Source organism: Limosilactobacillus gorillae (assembly GCF_001293735.1).
Lineage (GTDB): Bacteria > Bacillota > Bacilli > Lactobacillales > Lactobacillaceae > Limosilactobacillus > Limosilactobacillus gorillae.
On record NZ_BCAH01000023.1, the window covers coordinates 26,354 to 44,504 of the forward strand.

General features: G+C 50.1%; 17 protein-coding genes. 2 read left to right on the forward strand and 15 right to left on the reverse strand.

The genetic code is table 11. The annotated features are described in order from the left end of the window. Positions 1–97: 97 nt before the first annotated feature. The 14 genes from rpoD to hisS form a co-directional block, all read right to left on the reverse strand. Positions 98–1,240 (reverse strand): RNA polymerase sigma factor RpoD, encoded by a 1,143-nt coding sequence (gene rpoD, locus AOQ57_RS04325; protein ID WP_093625565.1) that lies wholly within the window; start codon positions 1,238–1,240, stop codon positions 98–100. Next, positions 1,240–3,120 (reverse strand): DNA primase, encoded by a 1,881-nt coding sequence (gene dnaG / locus AOQ57_RS04330; RefSeq protein ID WP_093625567.1) that lies wholly within the window; start codon positions 3,118–3,120, stop codon positions 1,240–1,242. The genes rpoD and dnaG overlap by 1 nt, the downstream gene beginning before the upstream one ends. A gap of 151 nt (positions 3,121–3,271) precedes the next feature. Then, positions 3,272–5,350, reverse strand: coding sequence for a glycine--tRNA ligase subunit beta (gene glyS / locus AOQ57_RS04335; RefSeq protein WP_093625569.1), 2,079 nt, complete (start codon positions 5,348–5,350; stop codon positions 3,272–3,274). Beyond that, positions 5,350–6,324, reverse strand: a complete 975-nt coding sequence (gene glyQ / locus AOQ57_RS04340; RefSeq protein WP_093625571.1) for a glycine--tRNA ligase subunit alpha — start codon at positions 6,322–6,324, stop codon at positions 5,350–5,352. The genes glyS and glyQ overlap by 1 nt, the downstream gene beginning before the upstream one ends. 276 nt (positions 6,325–6,600) lie before the next feature. Beyond that, complete coding sequence (recO, locus tag AOQ57_RS04345) at positions 6,601–7,410, reverse strand: DNA repair protein RecO (protein ID WP_093625573.1); 810 nt, start codon at positions 7,408–7,410, stop codon at positions 6,601–6,603. Between the two features lie 52 nt (positions 7,411–7,462). Continuing rightward, entirely contained in the window at positions 7,463–8,368 is a 906-nt protein-coding gene (era, locus tag AOQ57_RS04350; protein WP_093625575.1) for a GTPase Era, read from the reverse strand. A gap of 13 nt (positions 8,369–8,381) precedes the next feature. Beyond that, positions 8,382–8,780, reverse strand: a complete 399-nt coding sequence (locus AOQ57_RS04355) for a diacylglycerol kinase family protein (protein ID WP_093625578.1) — start codon at positions 8,778–8,780, stop codon at positions 8,382–8,384. Further along, entirely contained in the window at positions 8,758–9,231 is a 474-nt protein-coding gene (gene ybeY, locus AOQ57_RS04360) for an rRNA maturation RNase YbeY (RefSeq protein WP_093625580.1), read from the reverse strand. The genes AOQ57_RS04355 and ybeY overlap by 23 nt, the downstream gene beginning before the upstream one ends. Continuing rightward, positions 9,231–10,214: a PhoH family protein gene (locus tag AOQ57_RS04365; protein ID WP_093625582.1), complete on the reverse strand. Its 984-nt coding sequence runs from the start codon at positions 10,212–10,214 to the stop codon at positions 9,231–9,233. Before AOQ57_RS04365 ends, ybeY begins: the two co-directional genes overlap by 1 nt. A gap of 112 nt (positions 10,215–10,326) precedes the next feature. Further along, complete coding sequence (locus tag AOQ57_RS04370) at positions 10,327–10,773, reverse strand: GatB/YqeY domain-containing protein (RefSeq protein WP_093625584.1); 447 nt, start codon at positions 10,771–10,773, stop codon at positions 10,327–10,329. 63 nt (positions 10,774–10,836) lie between these two features. Beyond that, complete coding sequence (gene rpsU / locus AOQ57_RS04375) at positions 10,837–11,025, reverse strand: 30S ribosomal protein S21 (protein WP_003684990.1); 189 nt, start codon at positions 11,023–11,025, stop codon at positions 10,837–10,839. A 124-nt stretch (positions 11,026–11,149) separates the two neighbouring features. Next, the gene (locus tag AOQ57_RS04380; RefSeq protein ID WP_093625586.1) at positions 11,150–11,821 is read right to left on the reverse strand and encodes a type 1 glutamine amidotransferase; all 672 of its coding nucleotides are present in this window, start codon (positions 11,819–11,821) and stop codon (positions 11,150–11,152) included. Positions 11,822–11,891: 70 nt separating this feature from the next. Next, positions 11,892–13,670, reverse strand: coding sequence for an aspartate--tRNA ligase (gene aspS, locus AOQ57_RS04385; protein ID WP_093625588.1), 1,779 nt, complete (start codon positions 13,668–13,670; stop codon positions 11,892–11,894). 2 nt (positions 13,671–13,672) lie between these two features. Next, positions 13,673–14,968: a histidine--tRNA ligase gene (hisS, locus tag AOQ57_RS04390; RefSeq protein ID WP_093625590.1), complete on the reverse strand. Its 1,296-nt coding sequence runs from the start codon at positions 14,966–14,968 to the stop codon at positions 13,673–13,675. Positions 14,969–15,457: 489 nt separating this feature from the next. On the opposite strand from hisS, the gene AOQ57_RS04395 reads away from it, so the two are divergent. Next, on the forward strand, positions 15,458–16,261 hold the full coding sequence (locus tag AOQ57_RS04395) for an N-acetylmuramoyl-L-alanine amidase family protein (RefSeq protein WP_268871488.1): 804 nt from the start codon (positions 15,458–15,460) through the stop codon (positions 16,259–16,261). Further along, entirely contained in the window at positions 16,261–17,100 is an 840-nt protein-coding gene (locus AOQ57_RS04400) for a fructosamine kinase family protein (RefSeq protein ID WP_093625594.1), read from the forward strand. Before AOQ57_RS04395 ends, AOQ57_RS04400 begins: the two co-directional genes overlap by 1 nt. Here the strand turns inward: AOQ57_RS04400 and mmuM are convergent. Further along, positions 17,097–18,056, reverse strand: coding sequence for a homocysteine S-methyltransferase (gene mmuM / locus AOQ57_RS04405; protein ID WP_093625596.1), 960 nt, complete (start codon positions 18,054–18,056; stop codon positions 17,097–17,099). The two genes, AOQ57_RS04400 and mmuM, sit on opposite strands and share 4 nt — an antisense overlap. Positions 18,057–18,151 lie beyond the last annotated feature (95 nt).

Genomic DNA, 18,151 nt, shown 5'->3' on the forward strand with positions numbered 1-18,151 from the left:
GTTATCCCTCCCGGAATCTTCCTTACAATCACATATCAACAATACTGAACAAAAGGGAGGCTGTGTTATCCTATCACAGCCTCCCTTTGTATTTGACCTATTCTAAAAAGTCCTTTAATTGCTTAGAACGGGATGGGTGACGAAGTTTACGCAGAGCCTTGGCTTCAATTTGCCGAATCCGTTCCCGGGTTACCCCAAAGACGCGGCCGACTTCTTCCAAGGTCCGTGTCCGACCATCATCCAGACCGAACCGGAGCCGCAAGACGTTCTCCTCCCGGTCCGTCAGCGTATCCAGCACATTTTCGAGCTGCTTTTTCATCATCTCGTATGCGGCGTGATCGGCCGGACTAGTGGCATCGTGGTCTTCGATGAAGTCACCCAGGTGAGAGTCATCTTCCTCACCAATTGGTGTTTCTAAGGAGACTGGTTCCTGGGAAATCTTTAGGATGTCACGAACCTTCTGAGTATCCATGTCCATTTCAGCCCCAATTTCCTCCGGCAGTGGTTCCCGGCCAAGATCTTGGAGAAGCTGGCGCTGGATCCGGATTAACTTGTTAATCGTTTCAACCATGTGAACCGGAATCCGAATCGTACGGGCCTGGTCAGCAATCGCCCGGGTAATTGCCTGGCGAATCCACCAGGTAGCGTAAGTTGAGAATTTGAACCCCTTCCGGTAGTCGAACTTTTCGACCGCCTTCATTAGCCCCATGTTCCCTTCTTGGATTAAATCCAAGAACTGCATCCCGCGTCCAACGTAACGCTTAGCAATTGATACAACTAGTCGTAAGTTGGCTTCAGCTAGTTCCTGTTTGGCAGTTTCATCACCCTTTTCAATCCGCAAGGCCAGGGCTACTTCCTCGTCAGCCGTCAGCAGGTTCACCCGGCCGATTTCCTTTAAGTACATCCGAACGGGATCATTAATCTTAACGCTAGATGGCGCCGTGGTGTCCTTTAAGGCCTTGGAGGATAGCTTTTCGGTTACCTTAAGTACCCGGGGATCCGGATCGCCGTTTTCATCAACGACGGAAACCCCCGCGTCTTCAACATTTTGTATCAGGTTATCCATCCCATCGGCGTTGAGCCCAAATGGCTTAGCAATCTTTTCGGTTAGTTCATCGTACTGGATGGTTTTGGCCTTCTTGTAATTACGAATCAAAGCCCCGACGGCCTTATCGTATTCAGCTTGGTTAAAATCATCTAAGTTCGAAATTACCAGGTTCTTCTTACTGCTCTTTGCCATTAATTAACATCCTCCGTTTTTATCTTCTGTTCCTGTCGCCGAAGTTCGATCAGTTCAATTGTCAGCTTGGTGATCAACTGTTGGTCGTTTAAGGCGGCAGCTTCCTGAAGGGCAGCCGTTTTTGCTTTTACTTGTTGTTCAAGCGGAGCGACATCGACGAGAACGGCTAAACAATCGTCGACGGTTTCGTCCGTGGATTCATCCGGGACCACCCGCTGCTCAATTTGCCCCACCAAGGTCCGCAGGTGTCCATCGCTAAGTGCCCCCATCAGTTGGGCAATGTCAACCTCATCACTACCGGTCTGAGCCAGTTGCTCCTTTACGGCCGCGTCAAGCAACTGGTAGGGCTGGTCAACAAAGTGAAAGTTTTCAATTGCCGCAATATGACTGCGTACTGCGGGGTTGTGAAACAGCTCCCGCATAAGACGTTGCTCAGCCAGCTCCACTCGCCCTAGAAGGGGAGGTACCGCTACTTCAGCTGCTGGCGGGTGTGATGCATTTCTTACTCGCTGGGTTGGCCACCGGTCAGTTGACTGGTGGGCTGGTGAGCGTGACACTAGCTGTGGCGCCGGCGTAATTGCCTTGACTTGTTCGGTTAAGGTGGCCGAGTTTAAGTGGTAGTCCTTCGCCAGCTTTTGAATGTACAGGTCAGCCTCAACCGGGTCCTTAACCTTAGCAACCTCATGTAGAGCTGCCTCAACGTAGTGTAGCAGGTCACTTTGGTTAGCTAAGTTAAGTCCTTGTTTTAGAAAATCAAGCCGAAAGGCCGTTGGGGTCTCCTCGGCGTGTGCCATATAATCCTGGAACTTCGCCTGGCCGTTTTTTTGAACGTATTCATCCGGATCCATTCCGGCCGGTAGGCGAACCACCCGTAAAGTTAAAGGTCGGTTCTCCAGCATTGTCAAAGCACGCTGAATTGCATTTTGCCCAGCTGAGTCGCCATCGTAACAGATGGTTAGCTGATTGGTGGTCCGTGTAATTACGGCCACCTGCTCGTCAGTAAAGGAGGTCCCCATCGAGGCGATCCCCGACTTTACCCCGGCTCCAAAAGCCGAAATCACGTCCATAAAGCCTTCAAACAAGGTTAAGTGACCCTCGGTTCGGGCCGCCTTCTTAGCCTGGTCAAGGTTAAAGAGTGTCCGACGCTTATTGAAAATCGGGGTTTCCGGGCTATTAAGATACTTGGGGGCGTTTTCGGTCGCCTTTTGATCCAAGAGACGTCCTGAAAAGGCAATTGGTTGCCCGTTGCCGTTTTTAATCGGATAGATAACTCGCCCGACAAAGCGGTCATGCAGCTGGCCCGTCTGATCTTCAATGAAGAGACCTGACGAGCGCATCAATTGATAATCGACGTCCTTTTGGGTGAAGTACTTAACCAGAAGGTCCTCCTTGGTTCGCGCGGGAGCAAAGCCGAGGTTAAACTGCTCGATTAGATCCCGACTCATCCCCCGGTTGGTTAGGTACTTTAGGGCCTCCTGACCGGCAACGGTGTTTACCAATACGTGGTGGTAGAGGCGGCTGGCCTCTTCGTGAAGGCGGTACAGGGGGGTATTGGGCGATGCGGTGGTTTCCATTTGTTCACTTGCTTTAGGCAAATCAACCCCCGCAGTATCGGCCACCTGTGCAACAGCCTCAGTAAAGGAGAGATCATGAAGCTGTTCCAAGTAACTAAAGACGTCCCCACTACGATGACACGAGAAGCAGTAAAAGTACTGCTTTTCTTCATTGACCGAGAAGGACGGGGTGGCATCCTCATGAAAGGGACAGTGACCCATCAGGTTTTTCCCCTGCTTTTTGAGTTGAATATCCTGACTGATGACGTCGGCAATATCGACCTGGTTGCGCAACTGGTCAATCGTTTCCCTTGGGATTTGAGACATCCACCATTCCCCCTCTCGTAGACGATAGTTACGAAAGGTCGCCTTCCCACCGGAATGCGACCTTTCGGATTAAACAGCATTAAATTGTTTGGGGCCCATTTTTACTAGCTAACATAATAACACAAATTTAATGGTGGGCCAACTTAGATGCTTACTTAACAATTAATCGGTCTAAGTTCCCGAAGGCTGCCGTCTGGTCAGCCAAGATCGTCAGCAAGGAGAGGCGGTTATTCTTAACCGCTTCGTCCTTATCCATGATCATGTTCTCTTCAAAGTAAGCTGAGATAATTGGTTCCAATGCCAAAAGGGCGCTGAACTGTTCATCTAACGTCCGGTTAGCTCGGGCGTCAATCAATGCCTTAACGGCTTCGTCTAGTTGACCTTCTGACGGGTTCTCAAACAGGCTCGGGTCAACCTTAACGTCCTCTTGTGCCAAGTTCCCCTTCTTCGCCAGCCGGATCACCCGAGTCAGGGCTTCAACTTGATCCTTTAGGCCAGCATCATCTTTGTGGGCATCTAAAACCGTGGCTGCTTCAACAATCGCTACCGGATCGGTAACGTGGGTATCCGTAACCGCATCAACAATATCGTGGCGTAGATGATCTAAGTTGAAGAGTTGCTTGAGCCGGTCGATAAAGAACTCCTTAACGGCTGCCTCATTCTTTTCGTAATCAAATTCCATCGCTGGAGTGGCCGCTTCAACAGCTTTTTTAGCAGTTGCCTGGAAATCTAAGAGATCTAAGTGCCACTTACGAGCGGTTACCATTCGTACAATCCCGTATGCCTGACGACGTAGGGCATATGGATCATTGGAACCAGACGGGATCATGTCAACGGCGAAGAAGGAGTAAATTGAATCCAACTTGTCGGCAATGGCCAGTACTGTCCCAACCGTCGTTTCCGGCAGTTCTCCATCAGCAGAAATTGGCATGTAGTGTTCACGAACGGCGGCAGCCACGGTCTCATTTTCACCAAAACGCTTAGCGTAAATTTCACCCATGATCCCCTGCAATTCGGCAAACTCACCGACCATTTGGGTAGTCAGGTCAAACTTGTAGATCGAAGCAGCCCGAGAAAGGTCGGCCAGTTCTTGATCGCTCAGGCCCAATTGTTGGCCCAGTAGGTTTGCTAGGGCCTTGGTGCGGGCCATCTTGTCGTACATTGATGAAATTTTATCGTGGAAAGAAACCTTTTTCAAGCGTTCCACGTACTGATCAATCGTCATCTTTTGGTCTTCATCAAAGAAGAACTTAGCATCTTCTAGGCGTGGAACCAGCACCCGTTCGTTCCCCTTAATAACGTTGTCTAAGTGGATAGCGTTCCCGTTGCGCACGGAAATGAAGGCCGGCTGAAGCTTACCCTGGTGGTCACGAACGCAGAAGAAACGTTGGTTGTCCTTCATGGAAGTAATCAGAACGGATTCCGGCAATTCAAGGTACTTAGCATCAAATGCGCCGGCAAAAGCAGTCGGCCATTCAACTAAATTATTAACCTCTTCCAAGAGCTCTTCATCCCAGTCGATCACCCAATCGTGCTTGTCAATGATCGCTTGGATTTGACGCTGAATTTCTTCCTTACGTTCCTTGGCATCGGCGATCACAAAGTCGTCCTTTAAAGTGGTCACGTAATCAGTGGCGGACTTGATTTCAACGTCGTGGCCTAAGAAGCGGTGTCCACGGGTCAAACGGCCCGCCGTTACATCCAAGATATCAAATGGGACTACTTGATCATCCAACAGCGAAACCAGCCAATGGATTGGCCGGATGAAGTTAAGCTTATAACTCCCCCAATGCATTAAGGTTGGGAAGTTCATCGCCGTAATCACGTCGTTTAAACCGGCTAAGACTTCAGCCACCGGTTTTCCTTGGATGTGCTTTTCCACGTAAACATAGTCCACGCCCTTGATGGTCTTAAATTCAATGTCATCAACCGTGGCTCCTTGACCGCGGGTGAACCCAATGGCGGCCTTGGTCCAGTTGCCATCGGCGTCTTGGGCAATCTTTTTAGCTGGTCCCTTGACGGATTCATCAACGTCCGGTTGCTTGTCGGCCAGGCCCGAGATCAACAGGGCTAGGCGCCGTGGCGTTGAGTAGCTTTGAATGTCATCAAAGTCGATTCGTTCTTCCTTGAGGTAGTTGGCCACCCGGGTCTTTAATTGCTTAATACTTGGGGTAACCACGTGGGCCGGCATTTCTTCTAGGCCGACTTCGAGTAGGTATGAATGTGCCATTAGTTTTCTCCCTTCTTCGCCCGCTTTTCATTACGCTTAGCTAATTCTTCAGCTTGTTTAGTGTACTTAGCCACAACAGCTTGGCGTTTTTCTTCGTCGTGGATCAGCGGGAAGCCTAGCTTGCGCCGTTCTTCAACAAAGGCCTTGGCCACCGACTTAGCCATGATTCGAATTCGGTGTAAGTAGCCGGCCCGTTCAGTAACGGAGACCGCCCCCCGAGCATCCAAGAGGTTGAAGGTGTGGCTACACTTGAGTACGTAATCATAGGCTGGGTGGACTAATCCCAGGTCGATTAAGCGCTTAGCCTCTTGCTCGTAATCCTTAAAGAATTGCAAGAGCATGTCTTGATTGCTTTCTTCAAAGGAGTACTTGGAGTGTTCGTATTCTGGTTCTTGGAAGATATCACCGTACAAGACGCCATCCGCCCATTCCAAGTCGAAAACAGAGTTAACGTTTTGGATGTATTCAGCCAGTCGTTCCAGCCCGTAAGTGATTTCAGAGGCGACCGGGTCCATTTGGAGCTCCCCAACAACTTGGAAGTAAGTGAACTGGGTAACTTCCATCCCATCTAACCAAACTTCCCAACCAACTCCGGCACAACCCATTGATGGGTTTTCCCAGTTATCTTCAACGAAGCGGATATCGTGTTCCAAGGGTTCGATTCCCAGTTCACGAAGGGAGCCCAGATAGAGTTCTTGAATGTTGGCCGGGCTTGGCTTCATTAAGACTTGGAACTGGTGATGCTGGTACAAACGGTTTGGATTTTCTCCATAACGCCCGTCAGCTGGCCGCCGGGAAGGTTCCACGTAAGCTACGTTCCATGGTTCCGGACCAATTGCCCGCAAGAAGGTGTACGGGCTCATCGTCCCCGCCCCCTTCTCCGTGTCGTAGGATTGCATCAGCATACAACCCTGGCTTGCCCAGTACTTTTGAAGCGTGAAGATGATCTCTTGAACACTCAGTTTCTTTGCCATTGTCTTACTCCTTTCAAACGTAAAAACGCCCCCACAATCACCGGCCGAGCCGGTCATTGCAGGGACGAATAACTTCGCGGTTCCACCCTGCTTTCCCAGGAAGGTGGGACAGCTTAGTTAAGGCAACTCGGGAGTGCCACCAGGTTTACCGCCATCCGGGGCTTACACCCTTCCCCGGTCGCTTTTAAAACGGTTGAACCATCTCTTCCGTCATCGTTGCAGATTTTTAATTAACACTTTTTTATGATACGAACGTTACCTAGAAAAGTCAACTCCTCACGGGCTTTTTTCATCATCTGATACCGATGTTTGCCGGGAGTTCTGTAAACGGCTGGTCCAGCTGTCCATCTCATGAATGAAGCGCTTGGACTTGAGCCGTAAACCGACTTGATCGTCGTAAATCTTGTCTAGGGCCCGTTTTAACTGGCGCTTGGTTGCCAAAGCAACGTTAACCCGGTCGACCTGGGCCAAATTAAGGGTGGCAAAGAGCCTCAGGTAAGCCGTCACCTTGGGACTAAGGTGCAGGCGGTACTCATCCTCATTAAAGTGGTTTATACAGAGCATCCCCCCCTGGGTCTCCGAATAATCAAGAGGTAGGTCACTTCGCCCGCATACCACGCACCGGGTCCAAATTGGGGCCACTCCGAACCGGTTTAATAACTGAACCTCCATGACGTTGACAATCACCTGAGGATCGCGGCCGGCATCGATCAGCTTCAAAGCCGCCATCACCTGCTGAAACCAGCCCCCCATCGCAACCCCCTCTTCAAAAGCCTGATCGACTAGTTCCAACAGGTAGGTAGCGTAGGCATTACGGTTAAGATCTTTGCCAATTCCGCGCATTTGGTGGGTCTCCTGGGCCGAAACAATGTAGGATAGGCCGTCATCAGCAAGTAGTCCCACGTAAGTTCCGTAGGTAAAGGGGAGAATATCGGCGGCCATCCTAAACCCCCGCCGTTTAGCCCCGCGCACAAAAAACATCAGTGGTCCTCGCTTGTCAGTCAAGATCTTAACCAACAGGTCGCGCTCTCGGTAGTCACGCCGATACATGATTACTCCTTCAAAGGGTTCATTTACCCGTGCCATTTAAAGTCCCCCCTTAATTAAAAGGGGCACCATAAGGGCGCCCCCATTTAGATTAATAATCGGTTTGACGATAACCATAGTCTTTGAGCATGGCCGACTTATCGCGCCAGCCCGGAACCACCTTAACCCACAGCTGCAAGTAGACCTTGTCACCTAAGAGGGCCTGGATGTCTTGGCGGGCGGCTGTCCCAATCTTCTTGAGCATTGAGCCTCCCTTACCAATGATAATTCCCTTTTGTCCCGGCCGTTCGACAATGATGTTGGCCGACACGTGGATTGTTTCGTCGTTTTCTCGTTGAATCGAAGTTACGTCAATGGCTACCGAGTGCGGTACTTCCTCGCGGGTGTTTAAAAAGACCTTTTCACGAATCATTTCAGCAATTACGAACCGCTCCGGGTGATCAGAGACCTGGTCAGCCGGATAGTATTGTGGCCCGTTCGGCAGCTGTTCAACCAGCTTGTTAATCAGGCCGTTGACATTATTTCCCTGCAAAGCCGAGACTGGAATAACCTCTTTGAACGGCAACGCCCCTTCGTATTGGGCAATGATATCCGGCAGGTCATTGGGGTTAACCTGATCAATCTTATTGATAACCAGATAGATTGGCTGTTGAACCTTCTTCAGACGTTCAATGATGAAGTTATCCCCAGCGCCCCGCTTTTCGTTAGCAGGCACCACAAATAGGATCGCATCAACCTCATCCAGAGCAGAGAGGGCAGAGCGTTCCATGAAGTCGCCCAGACGAGTTTGCGGTTTGTGGATCCCAGGGGTATCGATGAAGACGATTTGGGCGTCATCACTGGTATAGATCCCTTGAATCTTGTTCCGGGTGGTTTGGGCAACATTAGACATGATCGCAACCTTTTGACCGACCATGTAGTTTAACAGGGTTGACTTACCGACGTTAGGTCGGCCGATTAAGGCGACAAAGCCCGACTTGTAGTTTGGATTATCCATTAGGTCCTCGTTTCTATTGCATAAGTTTCATTAAGCGGGGTAAGAAGATTAACAGGCCAACCACAACCGCAAAAACGGCTGCACAAAGAACCACCCCAGCAGCAACGTCCTTGGCGTACTTGGCACCTAGGTCATAGTGGTGGTGCACGATTAAATCCACTAGAGCTTCAACCACCGTGTTGGTAAACTCCGCGGAGATGACCGTAAAAATTGCCAGAGCTAACCACAGCCACTCTAAAGTTGATACCTTCAGAAGCCACCCAAGCAAGATTGCCCCCACCGCGGCTAACAGGTGAAAACGCATATTGCGCTCCTGTTTGACGACATGAACGACTCCCCCCCACGCGTGGTGAAGGGACTGGCCAAAATGGCGGTTCTTCTCGGTTTGCTTACCGGCTGAGTCCAAGTTCATCTAGAATCTCCTCCTGAAGGGTAAACATCTCTTGCTCATCATCTGATTCTTCGTGATCGTAACCGTTAAGGTGTAAAAAACCGTGAACTAAAAGGTAGCCTAATTCCCGTTCTTCAGAATGGTTTAAAAAGAGGGCCTGTTCTTCTATCTTATCAACTGAGATGATCAAATCACCCAGTTCAACCGGGAGTTCTGCCCGAACTTCTTCGGGTAACCCGGCCAGGTCGTCATCATCTTCAATGGCAAAGGAAATTACATCCGTTGCCCGGTCAACTCCCCGATAGTCACGGTTTAATTCCCGAATTTCAGGATTCAAGACAAAGGTTAATGACATCTCGGCGTTAGAAGGGACCGCCAGTTTTTGAGCCGCCTGTTCTAACACCCGCTTTGAAAGCTCCGATTGATCCCTAGTCAATTTTCCATCGGTGTGGTCACGCAGTTGTATTTCCATTACTTACTCTCCCGAGCATGTATCTCTTCTTGTTCATATGCAGTGATAATCTTGGCGACAACCGGGTGGCGAACCACGTCGGCGGCACTGAAGGTGACAAACTCAATTGCTGAGACGCCCTTCAGGATCCGCTGGGCACCCATTAACCCACTCTTCGCCCCGCGGGGTAGGTCGATTTGGGAGACGTCCCCGTTAACAACCATCTTGGAGCCGAAGCCCAACCGGGTTAAAAACATCTTCATCTGAGCGTTGGTCGTATTTTGCGCCTCGTCTAAGATAACAAAGGCATTATCCAGGGTCCGCCCCCGCATATAGGCCAGGGGAGCAATCTCAATTGTCCCCCGTTCCATCAGACGTTCGGTATGCTCGGCCCCAAAGATGGCATTTAAGGCATCATAAATTGGCCGCAAGTAAGGATCAACTTTTTCCTTCAGGTCTCCAGGTAAGAAACCAAGGCTTTCACCAGCTTCCACTGCCGGACGAGTCAGAATGATCCGTTCTACTTCCCCACGTTTAAGGGCTGCTACGGCCATGGCAACGGCCAGGTAGGTCTTCCCGGTCCCCGCCGGACCAATCCCAAAGGTGATGTCATTTTTCTTGATGGCATGAACATACTGACGCTGACCAAAGTTCTTGACTCGGATCGCCTGACCCTTGCGATCATTAATGATCGTTTCAGAATAAAGATCCTTGAAGTAATCAAGGGTCCCCCGGTGCGCCATTTTCATCGCCGAAACAATGTCGGTTGAAGAAATCTGAATCTTTTGTTCAATCAAGCCCACCAGCTGCTTTAAAACCGCTTCGGTCAAGTGAACATCTTCCGGGTCCCCTTGGATTTGCAACTGGTCACCAAAGGGGTTGATTGTCACGTTCATCCCCTCTTCTAATAGGGCAACATACTTGTCCTGGGTCCCCAACAGGGCCACTTCAACTTCCGGGCTTTCAATTTGAAAGTTCACGGCAAAAGTTTCGTTTTCGCTCAAAAACGTAAGTCTCCTTTATAACGCCGCCGGGCGCAGAGTATTTCCTTAATTCTACCGCGGAGCGCCCCTCGGGTGCAAGGTTAAGGGGCCACCAAATGGTAGCCCCTTAACCTTATCCTTGCAGTGCGTCCTTTACGGTTTGATTAACCAACTTCCCATCGGCCTGTCCCTTGACCTTCGGCATGATAGCCCCCATCACCTTTCCGAAGTCCTTCATGCTTTCGGCGCCGACCTCTGCGATCGTTTCCTTAACTACCCTCTGAACCTCTTCTTCGGACATTTGTTTTGGCATGTACTTAGCAACCACGGCCAACTCATGGTTAGTTTGGTCGATCAAGTCCTGGCGCCCAGCGGTCGTGAACTCTTCCAAGGCTTCCTTGCGTTGCTTATATTCCCGCGCTAAAACCGTATTTTCTTCATCCGACGTTAAGTCATGACCAACGGCAATCTGTTCGTTTTGAACAGCCGCCTTTAACATTCGAACCACGGATAGCGTGACCTTATCCTTTGCCTTCATGGCACTAACCATGTCCTTGGTTAATTGATCTAATAAACTCATCTTAAAACCCCCAGTATAATAAGAAAAAACCCCCACCAGATAACCGGCGGGAGCTTTTCGCGACTAGTAACGACGGCGCTTGTTCTTGCGCTTCCGTGCCGCTTCAGACTTTAACTTACGCTTAACACTTGGCTTTTCGTAAAATTCACGCTTGCGGTATTCTTGCAGAGTCCCGTTACGTGAAACGGTACGCTTAAAGCGCCGAAGAGCATCGTCTAACGATTCATTCTTACGAACGATAGTTTTTGACATTGTAAAATTCCCTCCCTCCGAGCTTAAGATCGTACTGTCATGACCAAGGTTTCCTGGTCTTTCCACTACGATTACCATTATAAACAAGCATAATTTAAGCGTCAATCAATTTTTGAACGTTTTTTCAACTTTGTTGCATTAAGTAGTCCAACAGCCGGTTCATAACCCGTTGATTGTCGATTGGCACCCCATGGCCGACGATTTCATTTGCACTCTGGTTTAAAACTGACCCTACGGCGTATGCACCATCGTTAGCACACATCTCGCGAACGTTTAATTCCAAGGGTTCCAAGTGACACTGCAGGCCGATCGCCAGATTTTGATAGATAAAGCCTTGTTCCCGTAAGTACTTAGATGAGTAAAGAAGCTGCGCCCCCTCTGGAATTGTAAACATCTGTTGATGCCAGTGGAGGGGCATTGCCGTGTCCGGCAGGTCCGGAATTAGGTCGGTTTGCTTAGTGATTTCAAGCCAGCCAACTTCCTTAGCCGGGGCATCCTTAACCTTTCCACCCAAGACCATTGCGATCTGTTGGGCGCCAAAGCAAGCACCGAAGAGCGGCTTTTTAGCACTTAGCATTTCCTTGATCAATATTCGTTCGTCCTTGATCCACTGATCGTCATCGTTCGGACTGGCCGGGCTACCCAACACCACTAACAGATCGGTCTCATCAACGGTTGGTAAAATTCCAAAGTCGTTGGGGTGATAGATGGTAACAGTGGCCTTTTTTTGGGCCGCCCAGTTTAAAATCGCCCCCGGTCCCTCATCACTGACGTGTTGTAAAACGTTTACGCGCATGCCTACTTCCTCCCGCTTTAAGCTGATTTAATAATGGTTGCTGGTAATCCCGGACTAAGGATAAACTGAATTATTCAGCGTCGTCAGTTCCCTTTTCTTGAATCGTCAGGTGCAAGACGTCTAATTGTTCATCATCAACCGTACCTGGGGCCGCAGTCAGTGGTTCGACGGCCTTGGAGTTCTTCGGAAAGGCAATCACGTCGCGAATGGAGTCAGCGTGGGCTAAGAGCATTACCCAGCGGTCGAGGCCAAAGGCCATCCCACCTTCCGGCGGCATCCCGTTTTCTAGGGCCTTAATCAAGAAGCCAAAGCGACTCTGGGCGGTTTCCTTGGTGTAACCCAGGGCCTTGAAGACCTTTTCTTGAACTTCCGGGTCGTGAATACGGATCGAGCCACCCCCGATTTCGTTCCCGTTTAAGACAATATCATAAGATTGAGCATGAGCCTTGTGAGGATCTTCGCCTTCTTCTAAGTAGTGAAGATCGTCCTCATTTAACATTGTGAACGGGTGATGAGCGGCGATCCACTTGCCAAAGCCTTCATCGTATTCAAACATTGGCCAATTAACCACCCAGAGGTAGTTAAACTTATCTTCATCAATTAGCTCCATCTCCGCGGCAATGCTTTCACGCAGGTAACCTAAGGAATCGCAGACCACGTGAAAAGAACCGGCCACAAACAGGATCAAGTCGCCAACCTTGGCATCCAAGCGTTCATTAAGGGCGCTTGCGTCGTCATTTAAGAACTTAGCCACCGGACCATTGTAACCCTCTTCAGTTACCTTAACCCAGGCCAGCCCTTTTGCTCCGTAGCGCTTGATGTAATCTTCTTTCTTGGTAATGTCCTTACGGGAGTACTTATCTGCCCCACCGGACACGACGATTGCCCGCACAAAGTTTCCAGCTTCCACGGTCGCCGAGAAAACCTTGAAGGAAGAGTCTTTGACTAGATCGGAAACATCTTGAATCAACATGTCAAAGCGGGTATCCGGCTTATCGGAACCGTACTTATCCATTGCTTCTTGCCACTGCATCCGTGGGAACGGGGTTGGTACGTCTACACCGACGGCTTCCTTCATGACCCGCTTGATCAGACCTTCCGCCATCTCTTGAATCTCTTCGGGCTCAGCAAAGGACATTTCGGTATCAATCTGGGTGAATTCCGGCTGCCGATCCCCACGCAAGTCTTCGTCCCGGAAACACTTGGCGATTTGGTAGTACTTATCAACCCCAGCAGCCATTAAGAGCTGCTTAAAGAGTTGCGGGGACTGTGGGAGGGCGTAGAAGTGGCCCGGGTAAACACGGGACGGCACAATGTAATCACGTGCCCCTTCCGGCGTTGACCGGGTCAATTCCGGCGTTTCTATATCCATGAAGTCATTGTTATCAAAGTAGTTATGAACCACCGAGGTCACCTTGGAGCGTAACTTCAAGTAGTTCATCATCTTTGGCCGGCGCAAGTCAACGTAGCGGTACTTAAGCCGTAAGTCTTCTGAAGCGTCTACGTCGTCTTGAACCTCAAACGGCGGCGTTTGGGACTTAGCTAAGATGTTAGCTTCCTTAACCTCAATTTCGATCTTCCCAGTGGCAATGTCTGGGTTAACCTCAGCCCGGGCCCGAACTAGCCCGCGGGCCTCTAAGATATATTGGTTGCGAGCCTGGTTAGCCACTTCAAAGGCCGCCTGGTCCTCTTCTTCGTTAAAAACGAGCTGGACGATCCCCTCGCGGTCCCACAGGTCAATAAAGATTAAGCCCCCGAGGTTGCGGCGCTTGGCCACCCATCCTTTAACAACAACTTCTTGGCCGATTTGTTCTTCGCTCGTCCGGCCAGCATAATTGGTCCGCTTCATAATTAGTCTTCCTCCACGTGTTCTTGATAGACCTTACCGAAATCGGCTAAGCAGTCTTGCATTGCAACCGAAATTTCCTTGCCAGTTGCCATCACCTTAAAGTGAACTGTTCCCTCTTCGATCTCACGCTTCCCGATCGTCAAAGTTACCTTGGCACCTTCCTTGGCCGCCGTCTTAAACTGGGCCTTGGGCTTGCGATTTAAGTAATCGCGTTCAGCTACCAGGCCGGCATCGCGTGCAGCAGTAACCAGCTGGAAGCTGGCCAGGTTGGTTTCCTCGCCAATTCCAACCACGTAAACGTCCAAGCTGTTTTGAGTTGGCAGTTCGATTCCTTCGTCACCCAGTAAGAGGATTAGGCGTTCCAGGCCGATCCCGAAGCCGACCCCGGCTTCATCTGGACCACCAAGTTCTTTAACCAGTCCGGAATAGCGGCCCCCACCGCAGATGGTGGTATAGCCGTGGCCGAGTGACTTAGCCTTAACCATCACTTCAAAGATGGTGTGGTTGTAGTAATCCAGCCCCCGTACCATCGTTGAGTCGACTACGTAGTCGATTCCCAGGCTGTTTAGCATCTCTTTAACTAAATCGAAGCGTTGCTTGGCTTCATCAGTTAGGTAATCCAAGATTGACGGGGCATTTTCAACAAAGCGTTGGTCGCGCTCATCTTTGGAGTCTAGCACCCGCAGGGGATTCTTTTCCAGGCGTTCCTTGGAATCTTCACTAAGTTCGTCATAGTGAGGCTTTAAGTAGTCAATCAAGGCCTGGCGGTAGTCAGCCCGGCTTTGCTGGTCTCCTAAGGAGTTAACAGCTACCCGCAGGTCCGTTAAGCCCAGCTTTTTGAAGAGACGCAGAGCCATCGTGATGACTTCAACGTCGACGGCTGGATTGTCAGCCCCAAAGGCTTCAACCCCAATTTGGTGGAATTCACGCTGCCGCCCAGATTGGGGCCGTTCGTAACGAAACATTGGTCCCATGTAGTAAACCTTATAAGGCTTATTAAATTCTGGCCCATATAACTTGTTCTCCACAAAAGCACGGACAACCCCCGCCGTTCCTTCCGGACGCAAAGCAATGTGGCGATCTCCTTTATCCTTGAAGTCATACATTTCCTTAGTCACCACGTCGGACGTATCACCGGCCGAGCGAGAGAAGATGTCATATGATTCAAATAGGGGTGTTCGAATTTCCTGGTAGCCATATGTTTTAAAGATTTGACGGGCTTGGCCTTCGACGTATTGCCAGGCGCTGCTTTGTCCTGGCAAGATATCGGCTGTCCCTTTTGGCCGTTGGTAGCGCATGTTCTTCCTCCTAAAGCTCTCAATAAAAAAAGCACCCCCGTATTACAAGGGTGCAGAATGCACGGTACCACCTTGGTATCAACTCGTGGGTAACGCTGAATAATCAGCGGGGCAGACGCCCAGTCTCCAAAGGGTCACTCAACCAGCATCCGTTGGGTCTTGCACCACCACCCACTCGCTTAAACCACTCTGGTTGATCATTCTTCTTCATTGACAGTCATTATTTTGATTTACCCTTCCTACCTTACTCGGCAACCGCCCCGCCGTCAAGCACCAGTCATCCCTTTTTATGGGCGTTAGAGTTCTTTTTCATGGGGCGTTCTCACCTTCACTTAATCAAGAATTATCTGCTAAAGCTTCCCTAGTTAAGCATCGTAAAATTCCATGCGAATGTTATAATAAAATCAATGTTGACAGAGCGCGGAGGAAATCGTTATCAAAAAGTTACGCCAGCTATCGCGGGGAAAGGTTCTCGGCCCCGTTTTCATCATTGTTGCTTTGGTTTTAATCACCCTGTTGGTCCAATGGAAGACCATCACCATTAACCCAGAAAAACTCAACGTCCGGACGGGACCTGGGATGGATTACAAACGAATCGCTTTAACTAAGTCAATCCACGCCCAGGTGATCGGCCAGGAAAATGGCTGGTATAAGATTCGCTTAGCCAATAACAGGACCGGTTGGGTTGCCTCCTGGTTGCTCAACGATAAGACCAACCCGAAGGCCTCCAGTCTGGCCGAGGCTACAATCGTCATTGATCCCGGTCACGGGGGAAGTGACTCGGGAGCCGAGTACAAAAACTCCACCAAAAAGTACTACATGGAAAAAACGTACACACTGAGCCTGGCTAAAAAGGTAGCAAAAGACTTGCAAGCCAAGGGAGCCCGTGTAATCATGACCCGTAATACCGATCGCTACGTTGGCCTCTCGCCCCGACCTAAGCTGGCTGAAAGTAGCCACGCTAACGCCTTTATCTCCTTTCACTTCGACTCCTCACCAAGTGCTAACGAGGGCACCGGGGTTACTACCTATTACTATCACACAGGGGCCAGTAAACGGCTTGCCTCCGCAGTCAATAAACAGTTTGACAACCTCCCCCTGCGTAACAACGGGATCGACTTTGGCGACTTCTTAGTAATCCGTAACAACACTCAACCAGCAATCCTATGCGAGATGGGCTACATCAACACTACTAAAGATTTCCGTCAGATCAGGCGGGCCGGTTACCAAGCCCGGGTCGCCAAGGATGTCACTACCGGCTTAGAAAATTACTTTAAGGAAGTGCAGAAATAATGGATCACGAATGGCTCGCCCAACTACCAATTCAAGAACCAATCATTTCTTGGCAACCCGTTAGTGGTGGCGATATCAATAAGGCTTTTCGCCTCGAAACAGCTACTAAAACCTACTTTATGAAGGTCCAAGAAAATCAGCCGGCTACTTACTTCACCCACGAAATTCACGGCCTAAAGGCACTTAGCGCAGCCGTCAACGTCCCAAGTCCGCTTTTTAACGGTCAGATTAAGGGCGATGCTTATTTAATCCTAAATTGGATTGACGAAGGTACCGGGTCGCAAGAAGACCTTGGTAAGGCCGTCGCCGCCCTTCACCAGGTCCACCACGACCAATTTGGTTTCTTTGAAAACCACCGTACCAAGGCCCTGGTCAAAAATAATCACTTCACACCATCCTGGGCAGAATTCTACTTCCACCAGCGCCTGGAGCCCGAAGTTGACGCCGCCATTCAGGCCGGTCGGTGGAATGACTGGCGTAACGCCCATTTTGAACGCATGGTAGGCCACTTTTTAACTGACTGCCAGCACCGCAGTATTACCCCCAGCCTCCTGCACGGTGATTTGTGGGCCGGCAACTTCATGTTCACAGCTGATAAAGTACCAACCCTGATCGACCCCGATGCAGTCTATGGGGATCGCGAGTTCGACCTGGCCATGACCACCATCTTTGGCGGGTTCCGACCGGCCTTTTACCAGGCGTATCAGGCAGCTTACCCCTTGGAAAACGGCTGGCAAAAGCGGCTCCCCTACTATCAGTTTTACTACTTGTGCATGCATCTAATTCTCTTTGGTGAATCGTATGGTCCAGCCGTCGATCACATCTTAGACCAGTACTAAAAAATGGCAACCCGGCTATGGCCAGGCTGCCATTTTTTATATCCCTTCATTACTTTAGCCACCTCTTCAATGTCAGCCGGCATAGTGGTACAACAGCCCCCAATAATGGTAGCGCCAGCTTGGTACCAGCTGGCAATCTGATCGCTAAAGCGTGGGGCGTCCGCTTCAAAGTGCCATTTTTTTACCCTGGGGTCATAAATTGCCCCTGAGTTAGGGTAAATCACGATGGGCTTTTTGGTAACCGCCTTGATTTCTGTAATCGCCGGGAGCACCAGGTCCAATTTAACGCAGTTAACCCCGATGGCAAAGACCTGAGGATCTTCGCTAACGGTCTGAACCGCCTCCTTGAGGCTGGTTCCGTCACTCAGGTGGGTTGCATCTTTTAAGGAGAAACTGACGTACACGGGGATAGTCGGGTCCAGGGTCTTAACCAAGGTTAGGATCGCCTGAACCTCACTCAACTTGGGCTGGGTTTCAAGCGCCAGGCAGTCGACCCCGGTGGCTAAGATGGCCATCAGGCGAGGTAAATGAAAATGCTGATACTGAATGGTGGTTAATTCATAATTACCCCGGTACTCACTGCCATCGGCTAAGTAAGCCCCGTATGGCCCAATTGATCCGGCCACGTAATTGTGGCGGCCGGTTTCTTGTTCAAAGTCATCACGCGCCTGATTAGCCAGGTCAACGGCCGTTTGAATTAGCTTATGCGCCTCTTGATTATTGAGCCCGTGGGCCATTAAGGCAGGGACGTTGGTCTGGTAGGTATTGGTAATTGTTAAATCGGCCCCGGCCCGAAAGTAGTCTTTGTGAACCTGGCAAACCAGGTCTGGTTGGTCGAGTAGGACTTGGGCCGTCCATAGGTCACTATTAGTCTGAGCACCAGCGGCCTCTAGCGGCGTCGACATCGAGCCGTCCAAAACAAGCGGCCCGGCCGCAATTCGTTGTAAAAGTTGCACTTGCTCACCCACTTTCCAATATTATATAATCAAATTATAATGTCTTTTTAATCAAATCACAAGAATTGAGATGATCGATGTCAACTACGCACCGA